The organism is Robiginitalea myxolifaciens, assembly GCF_900115205.1.
Lineage (GTDB): Bacteria > Bacteroidota > Bacteroidia > Flavobacteriales > Flavobacteriaceae > Robiginitalea > Robiginitalea myxolifaciens.
This window is the reverse complement of sequence record NZ_FOYQ01000002.1, coordinates 723,793-743,372: the sequence shown is the minus strand read 5'-3', so window position 1 is coordinate 743,372 and position 19,580 is coordinate 723,793. Positions and strand designations below refer to the sequence as shown.

At 49.4% G+C, this 19,580-nt stretch carries 12 protein-coding genes; 7 read left to right on the top strand and 5 right to left on the bottom strand.

Annotated elements, in window-relative coordinates:
• Window positions 1-2: 2 nt before the first annotated feature.
• The 3 genes from BM318_RS11245 to BM318_RS11235 form a co-directional block, all read right to left on the bottom strand.
• The gene (locus BM318_RS11245) at window positions 3-2,405 is read right to left on the bottom strand and encodes a TonB-dependent receptor (RefSeq protein ID WP_092982699.1); all 2,403 of its coding nucleotides are present in this window, start codon (window positions 2,403-2,405) and stop codon (window positions 3-5) included.
• 65 nt (window positions 2,406-2,470) lie between these two features.
• Window positions 2,471-4,693 carry an NADP-dependent isocitrate dehydrogenase gene (locus BM318_RS11240; protein ID WP_092982698.1) on the bottom strand — a complete coding sequence of 741 codons (2,223 nt, stop codon included), beginning with the start codon at window positions 4,691-4,693 and terminating at the stop codon, window positions 2,471-2,473.
• Between the two features lie 550 nt (window positions 4,694-5,243).
• On the bottom strand, window positions 5,244-6,521 hold the full coding sequence (locus BM318_RS11235) for a carboxypeptidase-like regulatory domain-containing protein (protein WP_092982697.1): 1,278 nt from the start codon (window positions 6,519-6,521) through the stop codon (window positions 5,244-5,246).
• 78 nt (window positions 6,522-6,599) lie between these two features.
• Between BM318_RS11235 and BM318_RS11230 the strand changes: the two genes are divergently transcribed.
• Window positions 6,600-7,901, top strand: coding sequence for an aminotransferase class V-fold PLP-dependent enzyme (locus BM318_RS11230; RefSeq protein WP_092982696.1), 1,302 nt, complete (start codon window positions 6,600-6,602; stop codon window positions 7,899-7,901).
• 1 nt (window position 7,902) lies between these two features.
• Here the strand turns inward: BM318_RS11230 and BM318_RS11225 are convergent, their stop codons facing one another.
• A complete protein-coding gene (locus BM318_RS11225) occupies window positions 7,903-10,359 on the bottom strand; it encodes a M14 family zinc carboxypeptidase (RefSeq protein ID WP_092982695.1) in 2,457 nt (818 codons plus the stop codon).
• Window positions 10,360-10,457: 98 nt separating this feature from the next.
• Between BM318_RS11225 and bshC the strand changes: the two genes are divergently transcribed.
• Complete coding sequence (gene bshC / locus BM318_RS11220) at window positions 10,458-12,065, top strand: bacillithiol biosynthesis cysteine-adding enzyme BshC (RefSeq protein ID WP_092982694.1); 1,608 nt, start codon at window positions 10,458-10,460, stop codon at window positions 12,063-12,065.
• Between the two features lie 4 nt (window positions 12,066-12,069).
• Here the strand turns inward: bshC and BM318_RS11215 are convergent, their stop codons facing one another.
• Window positions 12,070-12,618 carry a pyridoxamine 5'-phosphate oxidase family protein gene (locus tag BM318_RS11215; protein ID WP_092982693.1) on the bottom strand — a complete coding sequence of 183 codons (549 nt, stop codon included), beginning with the start codon at window positions 12,616-12,618 and terminating at the stop codon, window positions 12,070-12,072.
• Window positions 12,619-13,066: 448 nt separating this feature from the next.
• Between BM318_RS11215 and guaA the strand changes: the two genes are divergently transcribed.
• The 5 genes from guaA (at window position 13,067) to BM318_RS11190 (ending at window position 19,513) form a co-directional block, all read left to right on the top strand.
• Entirely contained in the window at window positions 13,067-14,596 is a 1,530-nt protein-coding gene (gene guaA, locus BM318_RS11210) for a glutamine-hydrolyzing GMP synthase (RefSeq protein ID WP_092982692.1), read from the top strand.
• Window position 14,597: 1 nt separating this feature from the next.
• Window positions 14,598-16,742, top strand: coding sequence for a LysM peptidoglycan-binding domain-containing protein (locus BM318_RS11205; RefSeq protein WP_092982691.1), 2,145 nt, complete (start codon window positions 14,598-14,600; stop codon window positions 16,740-16,742).
• Window positions 16,739-17,143, top strand: coding sequence for an OsmC family protein (locus BM318_RS11200; protein WP_092982690.1), 405 nt, complete (start codon window positions 16,739-16,741; stop codon window positions 17,141-17,143). The genes BM318_RS11205 and BM318_RS11200 overlap by 4 nt, the downstream gene beginning before the upstream one ends.
• Before the next feature lie 59 nt (window positions 17,144-17,202).
• Entirely contained in the window at window positions 17,203-17,757 is a 555-nt protein-coding gene (locus BM318_RS11195) for a DUF922 domain-containing protein (protein WP_092982689.1), read from the top strand.
• Window positions 17,758-17,875: 118 nt separating this feature from the next.
• On the top strand, window positions 17,876-19,513 hold the full coding sequence (locus BM318_RS11190) for a CTP synthase (RefSeq protein WP_092982688.1): 1,638 nt from the start codon (window positions 17,876-17,878) through the stop codon (window positions 19,511-19,513).
• Window positions 19,514-19,580: the final 67 nt, after the last annotated feature.

The window sequence follows — 19,580 nt, the reverse complement described above, 5'->3', positions numbered from 1 at the left end:
GCTTAGAATCGAAAATTATAGGTCACAGAGGGTACAATTCCGAATATCGAAGTACGCACCGCTTCATTGCGACCGGTATCCTGATTTTGTCGGAAATTGATCGAAGCGGCGTTCATGCGGTTGTAAACATTATAGATGCTGAAGACCCATTCACCCTGTACTTTCCGATTCGGTTTCCGTTTCGGGGTAAGGGTAGCCGCAATATCCAATCGGTGGTAATCCGGCAGGCGCTCCTGATTTCTCAGACCAAAGTAAGGGACCACCAGGCCTTCGAACTGAAATTGACCAATCGGATAGTTGGTAGGTTGGCCGGTTTGATAAATAAAGTTGGTATTAAAACTCCATTTGGCATTGAGTTCATAGTTACCATAAACGGCAATATCATGACGTTTATCAAATGGCGTGTTATACCAGTCCCCGAAATTTATTCCGGTTTCCTCAACTTCAATTCCGGTAGCTGTTAGGGTAGTGCGACCAGGCGTACGTTGCTCCGATTTTGCCAGGGTGTAGGCAATCCAACCCGTTAAAGGCCCTTCATTTTTCCTCAGGAGGAATTCCAAACCATAAGCACGAGCCTCACCGTTGAGAATTACCTGCTCTATGGCGTTATTGGCAATCAGGTTAGCCCCGTCGATATAATCTATCCGATTTTGGACTTCCTTGTAAAACACTTCGGTTTCCAGACTGTACTTCCCCTGGCCGATATCCCTGAAATAGCCAACGGCGTAATGATCGATAAGTTGTGGTTTGGTATACGGGCCACTAGGGGTCCAGACGTCCAGCGGGGTAGGCGAATTGGTGTTTGAGAGCAGGTGCAGGTACTGGGCCATTCGCGTGTAGCTGGCCTTTACCGAAGTCCTGTCGTTAAAGGCGTAGGAAACGGAAGCGCGGGGTTCCAGGTTCAGGAATTTTTCCAGGGTCTGAAAGCGGTCTGCACTGAGGGTGTCAATCGGGGTCGCTTCCTGATAAACCAGGCTAAAAGGATTAAATATTACCGGATTGTCGTTTTCATACACAAAAAACTCATCCTGTCCCAACCGGTTAAACTGACTTACCCGAAGACCGTAGTTCACATTGAGTTTCGGGCTGATCTCCTGGTTTACGTCTACATAGATCGCATTTTCGTTGGCGTATTTCTGGGTCAGCTGCTCTTCTACGATCCCGGATTCCGGAGAATTCGGCGTGATCTTTCCCGGGTTAAAGACGTAATAGATATTGTTGAGCCCGTAATTGATTTGCAAGCCATCATTGATATAGTGTTTCAGGTCGTACTTCAGGTTAAAATTCCTGATGCCTGAATCCCATTCGAAGCCTACAAAATCCAGTTCCAACCCGTAATAGTAATCGGAGTAAATTAAGCTGAGGTTGGAAAAGAGTTTATCCGAAAACAAGTGGTTCCACCGGAAGTTTACCACGGCATTCCCGTAGGTATTTACAAATAAATCATTGATGCTGAACAGGTCCCGACCAAAATAGCCCGACAAGAAGAGGCTGTTGCGTTCGTTTACCCGGTAATTGAATTTGGTGTTCAGGTCATAGAAGTAGGCCCTGTTGTCAATATCAAACAAGGGGAGGAAAAGGTGGGCGTAGGAAGCCCTTCCTCCAACCAGGAAAGCGGCTTTGTCCTTTACAATAGGACCTTCGGCGAGTAGCCTGCTGGCTACGGCTCCAATTCCGCCATTCATATGGAATTCTTTGGAATTTCCTTCTTTCTGGAAAATCTCGAGAACGGAGGAAACCCGACCGCCATAACGAGCCGGAATACCGCCTTTGAATAGTTTAACATCTTTGATCGCATCCGGGTTGAATACCGAGAAGAAGCCAAAGAGGTGGGAGGAATTAAATATCACCGCCTCATCGAGCAGGATTAGGTTTTGATCTGCTGCACCTCCCCGCACATTGAAACCGGAGGATGCTTCTCCCGCATTGGTAACCCCCGGGAGGAGGATTAAGGATTTAATTACGTCGGCTTCCCCCAGGACTACGGGGATTTTTTTGATCGTCTCTACCTTGAGGGTATTCACGCTCATTTGGGGCTGGCGAATATCCAGGCGGGTGGCATCATCGGTTACTACAACTTCCTCTAACTGCTCAGCTTCTTCAACGAGGTTGAAATCCAGGCGTCGGTCGGCATTGAAATTGATGGTTTGGCGGATATCGGAATACCCCAGAAAACGAACGACTACCTCATAGCTTCCTTCCGGGAGGGAAAGGGAAAAGAATCCATATTCGTTAGTAACCGCGCCGGTTTGCAATTCGGGAACAATGATGTTTACCCCGATCATGGTCTCGTTGGATCCTGCCTCGTAAACTGTTCCGCTTAATGTGTATCGTTGCTGCGCTGCAAGTTGAAATACGCAACATATCAGTAGGGTTGGAAGAACCCAAAAGCGTTTGTGCCCCATGCAATTCTTTTTCCTAAAAATAGGGAATTACCCTGGGAGTACTGCTATGTTCGGTAAATTCCTGCCTAGTTAAGCTGGGCGAGGATGGTATTGAACGTATGACTCGGTCGCATGGCCCGGGATACTTTATCCGGATCGGGCAGATAGTACCCTCCCAGGTCCTGGGTACTTCCCTGGGCTTCCAGGAGTTCCTCCAGTATCTTAGGGGTCTGGCCTACCAATCCCTCAGCAATAGGGGCAAAGCGGTCGGCGAGATCGACATGCTCTTGCTGAGAAGCCAGGGCTTCTGCCCAGTAGCGCGCCAGGTAAAAATGGCTGCCACGCGTATCCAGTTCCCCTACCTTTCTGGAAGGAGACCGGTTTTCTTCCAGAAACTTTTCCGTGGCTTCATCCAGGGCTCCGGCCAGCGCTATGGCTGCAGGGCTGTTATTCTTCTGTCCGTAATGCTCCAGGGATACGGCCAGGGCCATAAATTCCCCCAGGGAATCCCAACGTAAATGGGCTTCCTCCAGGAATTGCTCTACGTGTTTTGGTGCAGAACCCCCTGCGCCGGTTTCGAAGAGGCCTCCGCCGTTCATCAGTGGAACAATCGATAGCATCTTGGCACTGGTTCCCACTTCCAAAATCGGAAATAGATCGGTGAGGTAATCCCGCAAAACATTTCCGGTTACGGAGATGGTGTCTTTTCCCTGCCGAATTCGTTCCAGGGTGTAGTGGGTGGCAGCTTCGGGGGATAGGATTCGGATGTCTAAAGCTTTGCGTTTTTCCTCTGGTAAATATTGATTCACCTTAGCGATCAGTTCGCGATCGTGGGCCCGCTCAGCATCCAGCCAGAATACCGCTGGAGTCGAAGAGAGTTCGGCACGTTCAACCGCCAGGGAAACCCAATTCTGGATCGGCAGGTCTTTAACCTGGCACATTCTCCAGATGTCGCCCGCATTTACAGTGTGCTCCATGATTACTTCAACCGTGGCCGTATGAACCACCTGTACTTTTCCAGGAGCGTGGATTTCAAAGGTTTTGTCATGAGAGCCGTATTCTTCGGCTTTCTGAGCCATCAAACCTACATTGGGCACGGTGCCCATGGTTCGCGGATCCAGCGCACCGTTTTTCTTGCAATCCTCTATGGTTGCCTGATAAACCCCGGCGTAGCTGCTGTCGGGAATCACGGCCTTGGTATCCTGAGCCTTCCCGTCTGCATTCCACATTCTACCCGAATTTCGGATCATAGCTGGCATAGAGGCATCGATGATCACATCGCTGGGAACATGCAGGTTGGTAATGTCCTTATCAGAATTAACCATGGCCAGGGAAGGTCCTGAAGCACGCGTATCGGAAATGGCCTGCCGGATGGCATTTGCCTTGTCTTCCGGTAGTTGCTCCAAGTCAGCAAGCAAACTTTCAAGGCCATCATTGGCGTTTACCCCTAGGTTCTGAAGCGTTTCCCCATAGGTTTCAAACACTGCTTTGAAGTACGAACGCAGCACATGTCCGAAAATAATCGGGTCCGAAACTTTCATCATGGTAGCCTTCAGGTGAACCGAGAAAAGCAAACCGCGTTCACGGGCATCGGCGATTTCTTTAGAAAGGAATGCCAGGAGGGCGTCCTTTTCCATGACGCTGGCATCGACGATTTCCCCCGCCAATACCGGGACACTTTCCTTAAGCGTTTTGGAGGTGCCATCCACTCCAACCCATTCGATTCGCAGGCAACCTGCCTGATCCAGGGTGCGGGATACTTCGTTCGACTTAAAATCTCCCTGCCCCATAGTCGCCACATGACTTTGGGAATCTGCCGACCAGGCACCCATGCTGTGTGGGTTTTTGCGCGCAAAGTTTTTGACTGGCTTAGGCGCACGCCGGTCCGAATTTCCTTCGCGGAGCACGGGGTTCACCGCACTTCCCTTTATTTTATCGTATCGCGCTTTGATTTTTTTCTCCTCCTCATTCTGTGGCTCTGCCGGATAGTCCGGGATGGCGTAACCTTTGGCTTGCAGTTCCGAGATCGCTGCTTCCAGTTGTGGGATGGAGGCACTGATATTTGGCAATTTTATGATATTGGCTTCCGATTCTTTGGCCAGTTGCCCCAGGAATTCCAAATCATCCGACACCCGTTGTTCTTCGGTGAGATTGTCCGGAAAGGTTGCCAGGATCCGTCCTGCCAGGCTTATATCGCGGAGCTCGAGCTCTATACCAGCGCTCTGTGCGAAGGCCTGAACAATTGGTAGGAAGGATGCGGTTGCCAGGGCTGGCGCCTCGTCGGTACGGGTGTATCGTATTTTTGCCATGAAAAAAGGTTGTCTTAAAAGCGGAGCAAATATACAAAAAAGAGAAAGCCATCTCATCGCGCGAATGGCGTTGACATGGCTTTCGAAATAACCTTCAGGAATCGCCGGTTGCTTTCGCGGTTGGCGCCGATTTTGCAATCTTGCCTTTGGGCTATTTGACGTTTAAAATTACAGGTCTTAGTTTCACTAATGCTTCTCCACTACCTCTAATTTCTTCTCGTTGGCCGGTTCTTTTGTCCTGCACAGCTAACCGGGGTTATCCATGTAGCGCATAAGTTCCCACCAGCTTCCAGGAAACAACGGCCTCCTGAAAGGGCTCCTCCACAGCGTTCACTTTAAAAGTTTGACCTTTTTAAGCTATTTCCGGGATTAGACAACGATATGAAAGAACGTCAATTTCACAGTAACCTTTCTCTGCATCCTTGGACCGGATACCCTTACTTGATTACATTGTTGAAAGTAGACGATCAGACCGAATTTGCCAAAAAATAGACAAGAAACTAATTTACAGGTTATTAACCTCAATTATGAACATTTGTTCATAACTGGATTATCGCGCCTGTTCCCGGCGTTGCTCACGCCGCAGTTGTCGTTGTATCTTACGAATAGCCGACTCTATGGATTTATCCGGCTCAATGATATTATACGCTCCCCAAAAATCCGGATCGGAGAAACCGACTGCCTCATCACTGAGGATAATCGAGGATTTAAGCCGGTCCCGATAACGGGGAATATCCCCTTCCGGGTTGAGCTCCCAGTCCGTAATCGCCATCTCCAGACTCAGACTGTAGATGGAATTGAATAATTTCTTGTCCCAGTCTACCTTGAACTCCAGCATGGCATTGCTGTAACCGTAATACCAGCGCCCATCTTTCTCTCGATAATCGACCCTGTAGGCGATTTCTGTTGGAGTTACCTCGGCATTGGCAGGTTTTCGCCTGACAAACATCCGGCTGGCCAATTCCTCGTTGTTGATGTTCAAAGAGAAGATAGCACTGGTCAAAATGCGTTTTTCCCCATCGATAAACAATTTGCCCTGGTACAGCGGTTCCTCGATTTCAGGCTTTTGCTTAAATCCTATCACGAAGATCAGCCGATCGTCTATTCGCGTATTTCGCTCGAAATAAAAGTCGTAATCATCGATGTACTCCTGGGCAAAAAGATACTCCGGATACTTCATGATATCTACAAAGAGGGCATTATAGGGGCCGCCCTGCAATTTCAGGGCTACGGTGTCTAATTTGTTATAATCGGTGCTCTTTCGCGCTTTATACAATTCCACGGCATCCCTTCGATTAGCGGTATAGGGCGCTTTGTAAATGTTTACTACTGCTTCGGCAAGGGAAACATTCTGTCTTCTTCTTCGGATCGTCTCCCGGTAAAAGCCGGTCATGGTCAAAGGCTCATCGTAGTATACATTACCTCGGTTTCGCAGCGTTTCCTTGACCAGCACGGTGGCATTGGCCGGAACAACCACATCTACTTCGGGCAGATTCAGTACATTGACATTTAGGGCAATACGGTTGTTGTTTTCCTGTAAATCCTCCAGGGCCATTGATTTGGAAGTATAGCCGAGAAAGGAGATACTCAGCGTACCCGTAGTAATGTCATTGGGAACCTTCAGCAGGAATTTACCATCGGAATTTGTGACCGTACTTATATTTTCAGCAGTTAAGGCCAGGGTTGCAAAGACCAGGGGATCTCCGGTCTCAGCGTCGACTACCTCCCCGCGAAATTGCCGAAAGTCGTCAGCACTGGTTTCCTGTGAATGAACAGGGATAATGTTAGCGAGCACGAACAATGTGCAAAGGCCTAATAATTTCTTCATAGCGGTGAATATTTAGTGCGTCGTTAAAGACCATTAAAGATACAAATTTTGCTGCGCATTTAATACCTTTAGTAGCATATGGACAAGCGTGAATTCTTAAAAACAGCAGGCAGGGGAGCTCTGGGTGCAAGTTTTATCTGGCCTGCTTTAACTGCTCAGGCAACTGCTCAGGGTTCCTCCCTGAGGCATGATGTTAACCTACAGGTTTTAAGCCAATTGGAACCAGGGAAGAGCGGAGAGGAAGACTACTGGGAGGAAATTCGGGGGCATTACCGTCTAAAGCCCGATTACATCAACCTGGAAAGCGGTTACTACAATATCATCCCTGTGCCAACTCTGGAGGCCCACCTGGAGAAAATTCGTATGGTGAATTACGAGGGTTCCTATTACATGCGGACGGTGCAATGGAACAATAAAAATGCCGTTGCGGCTCGCCTGGCGGGATTGGTCAATTGTGACCCTGGTGAATTGGCTATTACCCGCAATACAACGGAATCGTTAGATATGATCATCTCGGGCTTCCCCTGGGAACCCGGGGATGAGGCCGTTTATGCAGAGCAGGATTACGGGGCCATGCAAATGCAATTTGAGCAAGTCGCCCGCCGCCGTGGAATAGTCAATCGAAAAGTAAGCGTTCCGTTACATCCACAATCCGATGAGGAGATTGTCCAGGTATACGAAAATGCGATCGGGCCTAAAACGCGCTTGCTAATGGTATGCCACATGATCAATATTACCGGTCAGATTCTGCCCATTAGAAAAATCTGTGACATGGCACACAGTAAAGGTGTGGAAGTAATGGTGGATGGCGCGCATTGCGTGGGGCACATCCCTGTTGACATGCGCGAACTCGACTGCGATTATTACGGCTCAAGCCTTCATAAATGGCTGGCTGCACCACTGGGAGCCGGCCTGCTGTATGTGCGCAAGTCACACATCGATAAAATCTGGCCCCTGTTGGCAGAACACCCCACGGAACCCGGAGATATTCGAAGGTTGAATCATACGGGAACCCACCCGGTTCACACAGATCTCGCCGTTGGAGCCGCCCTCGATTATCTGGAGGCTATGGGATTGGAGCGCAAAGAAAAACGCATGCGGTATTTGCAACGGTACTGGACAACCCCTTTGCGTGGCAGAGATAGGATCATCATCAATACCCCCGAGGATGAACACCGCAGTTGTGGAATTGCCAATGTGGGTATTGCGGGCATCAAACCCGCTGATCTGGCCAAACGCTTGTTGGAGGAACACGGCGTATTTACCGTGGCTATTGACGGTGCCGGGGTACACGGATGTCGTATTACGCCCAATGTATTCACCACTACCGGTGAATTGGATCATTTCATCAGTGCCCTGGAAACGCTGGCTTCCTCCTGAATTAATCGACCATAAAAAGGGCGTTGGCGAAAAAGAGTTTTCCGCCTTCCCAAAATCCGCGAAACAAGGGATTGTCTGCAAAGTATACCACGGAGCCCCTTCCGGAATACTCCATTCCAAAAATCAGACTTTCAGGAAGTTGAGTCAGCGCTCTGCTTCCGGCAAAACCTGCCACTGGTTTCGGGGATTTACCCAGGGTAACCACATTGGAACCACCTTTGAGGTAAGCAAATCCGCCGCCGTTGACCTTGAGGGTAAAATAATCCGACCCATATCCAAAGGCCAGGGGGTGGGTGGGATCTACCTTCGCTTTAAAGATTGCCCCGGTAATGGCGCTGCTGATACGATCCCTGCGGGACGCTTCAAAAGATTGCAGGGGGTCCCCGTCGTTAGGACTGCCTTCGGTGGCTGAAATGCCAAAACCTCCTTCTCCGCCCAGGGCACTCAGTGAACCGCCCATTGCGATCAACCGTCCCCCTTTACGAACCCATTCCACCATTGCCTTTTTCCTTCCTTCATTCAGAAATCCGCGATAACCCCAACCATCGGGCAGGATGAGTACGTCGTAGTCGTCCAGGGATACGCGGTCAATGTAGGAGGCATCGAGCACGCTAACGGGATACTTCAGCTGTTGTTCAAAGAAATGCCAGACCTCTCCAAACCGCAGGGTTGAGGTTGGATCTCCGGTTAGTACCGCAATTTTGGTGTCTGGGATCATCTGAACATAGCGGGATCCAAAATCCTTACCTCCATTGACCAATCCAGTGCTTACTGAAGTAAGGGGTTTTTCATGTTCCTGGACCGCAGCGCTGAGGATGGCTTCAAAATTTTCCACCCGTGCGTTGTCGGAACGGGTAATAATCAGGGTTCCGCGTTCCCATTGATTTCCTTCCAGATCAAACGGAGCCAGGGCACGCCTTACGCGAATACCCTGCTGCAGGATGCTGGAAAGAAAGCGTGCGTCTTTCATGCTGTTCCAGTCTCCGAGGTAGGCATAAGCCCCTGCAGTTATAGCGCTGCTAGTACTTGCATCAGGGGAATAGGTGTCCATGGCAATGCGGGATTCGGTAACCATAGCCTCAAGGCCATAGGCATAGGGCAGTGACCAGGCCGTAATATCATAAGTCAGGGAATCGACCAGCTTGGCATCGGGTTCGAACAGGACCTTCACCAGGGTACTCTTAGTCTGATTTCCCGGTACTACCAGGCTTTTGGAGCTCACTGTCTGATTTCCACTACTCCCGGTTCTGTAATTAAAGCCCCGGATGCTTCCCGAGCGTCCCTGCCCGAATTCAATCTCATGAGCCTGTAGCAGTTGAGCCAGGGCGGCGATTTGGTCGTCATTACCATTCAAGACGTAGGTCTTGTTTTCATAGGGTTTGGACTGCCCGTAGAATTTTCTGAATTCTTCATTGAGCTGGGTATGGTTGGAAGCGGCAACTTCGACGGTACTCAGACCCGTTGTGCGATGGTGGGCAATCCGATCCTTCAGGCTCAGGGTATCTCCGTTTGAATTGAGTACGGCCAGGCCTGCGCGTCCACTTCCACCTTGTTCATAAGTCATCCCTATGGCTCCGTTATACGTGGGATAGGTATCCCCGTAGCTCGGATAGAACAGGTCAAAGACTTCCCGGGTAAAGTAAAACCAACCATTGGCATCGAAATACCGGGCGTGATTTTTACCAATGGTGCCTTGAAAATCTCTTTGGAAGGGGGTGATTACCTCGTGATAGGGTTCTGCTGCTGGTGCGAAATAATACGGGGCATCTACGCCTTGCTCGTGAAAGTCGACATGGATATGCGGCATCCATCGATTATAAGCCTTAAGACGTTGTTGGCTTTCCACCTGCGTCAACCACGCCCAATCCCGGTTCAGATCAAACATATAATGGTTGGCGCGCCCGCTGAGCCAGCCTTCGTGGTGTTCCTTGCTATTCGGGTCTACATTATAAGGAGTGTTGCGAAACTGTTTGTAAAAGTTCACATAACGGTCGCGCCCATCCGGATTAATGCAGGGATCTATATGCACCACCGTATTATCCAGGTAATTACTTTTTTCGGTAAGCAGGAGATAGATCGTTTCCATGGAGGCTTCCGTGCTTACGCTTTCGTTTCCGTGGACATTATAACTGAGCCAGACTACCGCTTTATCGGCCTGCCCACTGCCTTCCAGGCTTTTCAAATGTTCGGATCGAATAGCCTCTAAATTCCTCATATTCTCCGAGGTGGAGAGTGTTGCGATCACTAGCGGACGACCCTCATAGGTCTCCCCGTATTGTTTCAGTTGTACCCTTGCAGGTTCCGCCTGAGCTACGTGTTCGAAATAATCCATCACCCGATGGTGCGGGGTAAACTTTGTACCCAGTTCATAGCCTAAAAATTCTGCAGGGGACTGCAGGTCCTGTGCCTGTGCGGACGCCAGCGTCAGCGAGAGGAAGAGTAGTAGGAATTTTTTCATATTCAAAACTAAGGATTCATCACGACTTTTTGATCTTAACGAAATTTTTAAAAGGCCGTATCTTAGGGCTGTTTATCTTTGACAGGTTAACCACTTCGATGCAGCTGCACAAAATTCCCTACCAAGACACCGGTTATTTCTCTGGATTGATTGCCGATTACCTGGATCGCAAGGCTTCCCTGAAACCCTTCTATAACCGTTTTCCTGCCTTAGCAGAATTTGAGGCGCAATGCGAAGAAAAGCAAGGCAGTTTTCCCCAGGAACATCGGGAGGTATTGGTTCGCGAACTTCAGGATCAGTATCGGGAGCTAAAGGTTAGCGAAGAGACCCTGCTTCATATTGAGTCCCTATCGGATTCCAAAACATTCACCGTAGTTACCGGACACCAGCTGAACCTATTTACTGGACCGCTGTATTTCCATTATAAGATAGCCACGGCTATTGGGTTGTGCCGGCGATTGCGTGAGGCCTATCCGCAATATAACTTTGTGCCGGTTTACTGGATGGCAACGGAGGATCACGATTTCGAGGAGATCAACCATTTCAATTTCACGGGGAAGGAATTCCGGTGGAATCGCCCTAGTGGCGGAGCCGTTGGCCGGATGGATACCGATGGGCTGCAGGCTGTGCTTGAGGCCTTTTCCGGAGAGCTGGGCCAGGGCAAAGCTGCCGATCGCCTTCGGGAATTATTTACATCGGCTTACCTGAAGGATATGGACCTGGCGTCCGCCACCCGCTATCTGGTCAATGAACTCTTCGGTCCTGAGGGACTCGTCATTATCGATGCAGACCGGCCAGCACTGAAGAAATTATTTATCCCGCATATGCGCCAGGATCTGCTGGAGCACATGGCCTATGACACCGTTAGCCGGGATGCTGAGGCGTTGGGGAAAGTAGATCAGAATTATCCCATTCAGGTAAACCCCCGAGAAATCAACCTCTTCTATTTAACTGAGGGCAGTCGGGAACGCATCGTGAAAGAGGGAGAACAGTATGGCGTGCTCAATACTTCGATTTCCTTTAGCAAGGAGGAATTACTTGCCGATCTTGAGGAGCACCCCGAACGCTATTCCCCAAATGTGATTACACGGCCCTTATATCAGGAAGTGATTTTGCCTAACCTCTGCTATATCGGTGGAGGGGGAGAGCTTGCCTATTGGCTTGAGCTTCACGGGTATTTCAAAAAGAGTGCGATCCCGTTTCCTATTTTGCTCCTGAGAAATTCGGCCCTGTTTATTTCTGACAAGAAGGTCCAGAAGGCTGGTAAGTTGAATCTGAGTATCCAGGAGCTTTTCCAGAAACAAAATACCCTGATTAACCGCAAAATCAGGCAGATTTCCAATATTGATATCGACTTTAGCCCGCAGCGCAAGCACCTGAAAGAGCAATTCGAAGCCATGCATGAATTGGCTGCTCAGACCGATCCATCTTTTCTCGGGGCCGTTCGCGCACAGGAAAAGAAACAGCTCAATGGCCTGGATCACCTCGAAAAACGGCTGTTAAAAGCGCAAAAGCGGAAATTAAAAGATCAGGTAAACCGGATGGTTGAATTACAGAATGATCTTTTTCCGGGACAGGGGCTGCAGGAACGCAATCGCAATTTTGCGGAGCTTTATCTGGAGTTGGGCGATAACTGGGTACCCGCGTTGCTCGAAGGACTCAATCCGCTTGAATTGGTCTTTACAGTCTTCGAGTATCCCCGCTAGGGCATCAGGGCACTAAGAACTCACCATTCCAAACGTCACCTTCCCTGCTGTATCGCACCCGCAGGTGATTTGGGCGCTTGAGTTGCAGGTATTCAATCTTGTGGGGCTGGATGTAGATGCTGGCGAAGAACTTCTCGTCGTGCAGGTATTCTACACTATCCGGCCCGGGAATCTCTGAACCTGGCGCGATATGGGTGATATAATCCTTTCGTGAAGATTCCGGGATAGCCGCCCACCTCCGTGCATTCTGTTTTTCGTCAGATTCCTTGATGGCGATGCCTTCCAATCGCAGTTGTACCAATTCTTTTGGATTATAGAGCAGTAAGCTAACTCGTTTGTCTTCTTTGATGTGGACCATTTTTTTGGAGCGGGAATCGGTGTAAAAACAGAGCCGAACAGAATCCGGGTCAAATTCGCGAAGCACAATAGTGCGTTGACGGGGCATATTGTCCAATCCCTGGGTAGCCAGGGAGCCCGTTCGCCAGGGATGGTCGGACTGCTTTACTGCCTCGGTTAAGCTTTCAATAATCTGATTCCAAATTGCACCGGTCATACCATCATTTTAAATAAAATTAAAAAAAATCACCTTTCAGGGTAGGGTAAAATAATGTTTGGTTGTTTCATAGTTGAAAAGTTGCTGAGAAAGAGAAGTAAATCCTGTTTTCCGTCGCAGCCCCCAATTGCGGCGGGACAGGATTTATGAAACTTCCGAAAAGTAACTTGTGTCATAATTAGTTCATGTGTTTAGGTTGGTTTTGACCCTGTGAGAACAGGGGAAAGAAAGACCCCGGCTCCAAGGCCGGGGTTTTTTTGTTGGGTGGAGTTTGAAGCAGGGCAGCGCGTACATTAATCGCTTCATAAATCGCCTAAAACAATTTGTAGGAAAGCGTTTAAAATACTTTATACCAGTACAATATAATATGCTACCTAGACTGTATGTTTAATATATAGAATTTTTATTATCAGGAGGTAGGGAATCGCGGATTTTGCTATTTTTGCCCATGCAAAATAACGTTCTCATCCTTGACTTTGGCTCACAATACACACAACTCATCGCCAGAAGAGTTCGCGAGCTGAATATTTATTGCGAAATAAAGCCTTACAACAAACTACCTGAAAACCTCGACGATTTTAAGGCTGTAATCCTGAGCGGTTCTCCCTTCTCGACGCTTTCCGAAGATGCTCCCCATCCCGACTTAAGTGCCATCCGCGGGCACAAGCCGATGTTGGCCGTATGCTATGGGGCACAGTACATAGCGCATTTCAGTGGCGGTGAGGTGGCACCGTCCAATACCCGGGAATATGGACGGGCCAGATTATCGCAAATAAAAGAGGGGCGGTTTTTTAACGGCATCTCTTCAGGATCGCAGGTTTGGATGAGCCATAGCGATACCATTAAAAAACTTCCTCCTGAAGCAGAATTGTTAGCCAGCACGGAAGACGTTACCAATGCGGCTTTTAAAATCGAGAGCGAAAAAATATATGGGATTCAATTTCACCCTGAAGTATATCACACCCAGGATGGAGCCCGCTTGTTGGAAAACTTTCTGGTTAACATTGCAGGCTTAGCCCAGACCTGGACACCTGACGCGTTCGTAGAAAGCACTGTTGCCGAACTTAAGGCAACGGTAGGAAGCGAAAAGGTAATCCTCGGGCTGTCCGGCGGGGTGGATTCAACGGTGGCAGCCGTACTGCTTCACAAAGCCATAGGCGACCACCTCCACTGTATTTTTGTAAACAATGGATTGTTGCGAAAAAATGAGTTCAGCGAAGTACTGGACCAGTATTCCGGGATGGGACTCAACGTAAAAGGCGTTGACGCTTCTGAGCGGTTCCTTTCAGCCTTGAAAGGCGTTGAAGACCCGGAATTAAAGCGAAAGGCTATCGGGCGGGTGTTTATCGAGGTATTCGATGAAGAAGCCCATAAGGTAACGGATGCCAAATGGTTGGGCCAAGGTACGATATACCCGGACCGGATCGAATCTGTTTCGGCCAGTGGAGGTCCCTCGGCCACTATCAAGAGCCACCATAACGTTGGTGGGCTGCCCGACTATATGAAACTGAAGATTGTAGAGCCCCTTAAGATGTTGTTCAAGGATGAGGTGCGACGCGTGGGAGCCAGCTTGGATATTCCGGGGGAACGCCTGGGACGTCATCCATTTCCGGGTCCGGGCCTGGGGATTCGTATCCTTGGGGAAGTCACTGCCGATAAGGTAGCCATCCTTCAGGAAGTAGACCACATTTTTATTCAGGGGTTACGTGATTGGGGCCTTTACGACAAGGTCTGGCAGGCCGGGGCCATGCTCCTTCCCGTTCAGAGTGTAGGGGTCATGGGAGACGAGAGAACTTATGAAAAATGCGTAGCTTTACGTGCAGTAGAAAGTACAGATGGCATGACCGCAGACTGGGTAAACCTGCCGTATGAATTTCTGCAAAAGACCTCAAACGAAATCATAAACAAAGTGCCGGGTGTCAATAGGGTGGTCTATGATATCAGCTCCAAGCCTCCGGCGACCATAGAATGGGAATAGCATGAAATGGCCTGCAAAATTTGCGCTTTGCGCTGTTTTCTTCCTGTTACTGGGATGTGGGGTAAAGGCTCAGCAGTTTCGCTCGCATGCGGTTAAGCAAGGGGAAACGCTCTCTTCCATTTCGCGGGAATACGGGGTATCAGTAGATCAAATCCTGAGGTACAACAAGGAATTGGATCGCGAATCCACCCTGAAACCCAATACCATTTTGGTGATCCCTGCTCAGGAAGCTACCTCGACAGTAAGCCGGCCGGCGATTTCTTCTCAGGATACCACCGGGCAATTCCAACCCGTTAGCTTCAAAACCCATAGGGTACGCAAAAAGGAAACCCTGTTCGGGATTACCCAACGCTACGAGATCGAGGAATCCGAACTTAAAAGATACAATCCCGAGTTGTATTCAAAAGACCTGCAGCGTGGGATGGTGCTCCGGATCCCGGTTTATCCGGAGGGATATCGGGAGGAATTGGAGTTGGAAGCGCAATTGGGCACTTACATTGTAAAGCCACAGGAAACCCGTTGGAGCATTGCACATGAATTCGGAATTTCCATGGACAGCTTGCTCAGCCTCAATCCGGAACTACCCCGAAGTACTTCTTACCTCGCTATTGGTCAGGAGTTGCGCGTTCCTGTAAAGCCGGGTGAGACCATTGAAAATCAACAGACTCAGATTTATATATCCTATACCGTCCCTCCCCAAAAGACGCTTTTTAGCCTTAGCCAGGAATACGGAATAAGCCGGGAGGAAATTGTACGGCTGAACCCGGAGATCATGGACCGTGGCGGGTTACAGGAGGGTATGGAAATCCGCCTGCCGGAAAAGCCTGTACAACCCGAAAACACCGAAGATTCCGAGTTTCTTTTTTATGAAGTTAAACCCAAGCAAACCGAGTTTTCCCTGACCCGGAAATTCGGTATCGGCTGGACCGAACTCATCGCACTGAATCCGGATTTGCGTCTCGGGCTCAAGGCTGGAATGGTGTTGAGAATCCCCGGGAACCGGGCCGAAGACCTGGCTGTTAAGAATGCGGTTGTTCTGGACCAGTTCAACCTCAAGGACAGCATAAACCCAATGAATGTGCCTAAGCTCCTGGTACTCTTTCCATTCCGATTGGATCGCCTGAATTTACAGGATGAAGAGCAGACCGGGAAGCGGATAGAAAACAACAATGCCCTGAAATACAGCCTCGGATTGTATTCAGGAATGCTTGTAGCCATGGATTCCCTGAGGGAAATGGGCGTCTCTGCTGAACTGATCGCCCGCGATACCCGCCTTAAAACAGAGCACGTACGCAGCTTAATGCTATCTCAGGAACTATCGGGATTGAGTGCCATTGTGGGTCCCCTCGAACCGCAATCCATCCGTGAGGTTGCCGCAAGGGCCTCAGAACTGGAAATACCTGTAATCGCACCTACCCGGGTGTCTTTGGAAGTTCCGGAGGAGAATATATTTTACACCTTCACCTCGGATCAACGCCTGCGTAAAAGTCTGCTCGATTACGTTGATGGGGAACGGGAGGAACAAAAAATCCTGATTATTTCCGACCAGGAGAGCATTGAATCAGAAACACAGATCCTGGAGCGCTTTCCCGATGCCGAGTTGGTAGACTTGCGGCAAGAGGAGGAAAATATTAGCCTGAACGTCGATGATTTGTACAACAAGCTTTCGGAGGAACAGGAAAACTGGGTATTTGTAGAGACCGATAATTTTAAGATCGCCTCCAGTGTGGTGTCTATTTTGAATTCCGCGAATTCAGATACCACCGCAATCCGAATGTTGACTACCAACGGAAATCGCATTTATGATAATCCTGTAATTTCTCCTACCCACCTCTCCAACCTGAAGTTCACCTTCCCTTCAGTAAACAAGGAGCAGATGGATCCAGGCTTTATTCGCCGGTATCGCCGTCGGTTCGGGGGGGAACCCGACCGATTTGCAGCCCGTGGTTTTGACTTGGCAATGGATTTAGTGTTGCGCCTGGCCTACAAGCCTGACCTGTTTGAGGTAGCAGACCAGCTTGGGGAATTGGAATACAGTGCAAACAGATTCAATTATGTTAAACCGCTGCAATCCGGATATTTCAATATGTCGAGTTATATTCTCATGTATTCCGGGCTGCGCATTGTTGAAGTAGACAAACCATGACTTCAAAAGTTCTCTATCAGGGCGAGTTACGCGCCCAAAGCACCCACCTGAAATCGGGGAGTAGTTTTATTACCGACGCCCCAACCGATAACCACGGGAAAGGGGAGGCTTTTAGTCCTACGGATACCGTTGCCACCGGATTAGCAAGTTGCATGCTAACGGTCATGGGAATCAAGGCCAGAGATATGGGGTTGGACCTCAAGGGGTCAACAGCCTCTGTTACTAAAGTTATGGCGTCGAACCCCCGGCGTATTTCCAGGATAGCAATTCAGCTGGAACTTCCTGCTGCTGCCAGTGATAAAGAACGCAAGATCCTGGAGAATACCGGAATGACCTGCCCGGTACATCAGAGCCTGCACCCCGACATTGAACGGGATATCACCTTTTCCTGGACACTATAATTCCACCTTTCCCCGTTATCTGGTAAACAGCCTGAATTCAGGCTATAACCGGGAAGCAAATGGGCAAGGGGAAGCGCAACTTCACCATTCAGTTACTGTTATTCGTATCCTTTTCAGGGCTATGCGGCTCGCTTAGTGCCCAAGCGGAACGGGAAGCAATTCGCTGGGAGCCCGGCCATCGCTTGTCCTGGTCCAACTTCAAGGCTACTCCACCGGAGAGCACGCGCATAGCAGCGACCACAGCCAGCGGGATCAGTTATCGGTACAAGACACGGTCTTCAGGGAGGCGATATTTGCTGGATTTTGAAGTAGACACTTATTTTTATCCGGATAAGTCCTGGTACCACGCTGCGGTTTGCGACGACAATGTACTGAGCCATGAACAGCTTCATTTTGACATTTCCGAATTATTTGCCCGGGAATTCAGACGCCGGTTGCGATCCAGGACATTTTCTGAGAACGTAAAGGCCGAAGTCCGGGCCATGTTTCAGGAAATCAATCGGGAATTGTCCGAATTTCAGAATCGCTATGACCGGGAAACGGATTATTCCCGCAACCGTGCTGCACAACAGGCATGGAACCGCGAAATCGCAGAGATCCTGGCGCAGGATTAATCCGGGATATCTTAGGTTTCCCCCATACTCTTAACAGCTTTCTGAGAAAACCCTCTGCTGAGGGCAGCAGTTCTTACGGCAATTTGTATCTTTGAATCCCGTAACGAACAATCCGCAAATGGCAGCTACGAAATACGTCTTTGTTACGGGGGGAGTAACTTCTTCTTTAGGGAAAGGAATCATTTCCGCCTCCCTCGCGAAACTCCTGCAGGCCAGAGGCCTGAGAACCACCATCCAAAAATTAGATCCTTATATCAACGTAGACCCGGGTACGCTCAACCCCTATGAGCACGGGGAGTGCTATGTGACGGATGACGGAGCAGAAACCGATCTGGACCTGGGGCATTACGAACGCTTCCTGAATGTTCGAACCTCTCAGGCAAATAATGTGACCACCGGGCGCATTTATCAAAGCGTTATCGAGAAAGAGCGCCGGGGCGAATTCCTGGGGAAAACGGTTCAGGTAGTTCCGCATATCACTAATGAAATCAAAGAACGGATCCAGTTATTGGGAAATAGCGGGGAGTACGACGTGGTGATTACCGAAATCGGCGGAACCGTGGGGGATATTGAATCCCTGCCCTATATCGAAGCTGTACGTCAGTTGCTCTGGGAACTGGGAGATGGCAATGCCATTGTGGTTCATCTAACCCTGGTGCCCTTCCTGTCGGCTGCGGGAGAACTCAAAACCAAACCCACACAACACTCTGTCAAAACCCTGATGGAGAGTGGGATCAAAGCAGATATCCTCGTATGCAGAACGGAGCATGAAATCTCTGAGGAGATCAAACAAAAACTGGCGCTTTTCTGCAACGTTAAAAAAGAGGCAGTAATCCAATCCATCGACGCAGATACCATCTACGCGGTTCCGCTGATGATGCAAGAGGAAGGACTGGACCGGGTAGCCCTGGAAAAACTACAGATGCCTGTATTGCCGGAGCCTGACCTGGATTCCTGGAATGAATTCATCCACCGGCTTAAAAACCCGAAAAAGAAAGTCACCATTGGGCTGATTGGCAAATACGTTGAGCTGCAGGATTCCTATAAGAGTATTTTGGAGGCCATTATTCATGCAGGGGCAAGTAACGAAGCGGAAGTAAAGGTAGTTTCTATCCATTCCGAACACATCAGCGAGAATAACCTCGAAAAGAAAATGGCCGGGCTTAACGGGATTATCGTAGCTCCCGGATTCGGGGAGCGCGGAATTGAGGGAAAAATTAAAGCGGTGCGGTATGCGCGCGAGCAGGGGATTCCCTTCCTCGGGATTTGTCTCGGGATGCAAATGGCCGTCATCGAATTTGCTCGGAATATCCTGGGTCTTGAAAACGCAAACTCCACGGAAATGAACGAAAATGCCCCGCATCCGGTTATTGATCTGATGGAAGCGCAGAAGACCATTGTGAACATGGGGGGTACCATGCGTTTGGGCGCCTGGGATTGCGAATTGAGCGAGGATACCCTGGTTTCCGAAGTATACAACAAGGCGGCTACCATCTCGGAACGCCACAGACACCGATATGAATTCAACAATGATTATAAGGAGCAGATGGAGGCGGCCGGAATGGTCTTCTCCGGGATCAATGCCGAAACAGGCCTGGTAGAAATTGTTGAGTTACCGGATCACCCCTGGTTTATCGGGGTTCAGTATCACCCGGAATACAAGAGTACTGTAGCCACTCCACATCCCTTATTTGTGGGTCTTGTAGAGGCTGCTGTTAAACATCAAGAGCAGCATAGTAGTGCCAGTTTGGCATAAGTGGGGTTTTTGGATTGGAAATTGAGACCCTGGAGCTGGGCCAAAACAAAAGCGCCTGACCAAAAAC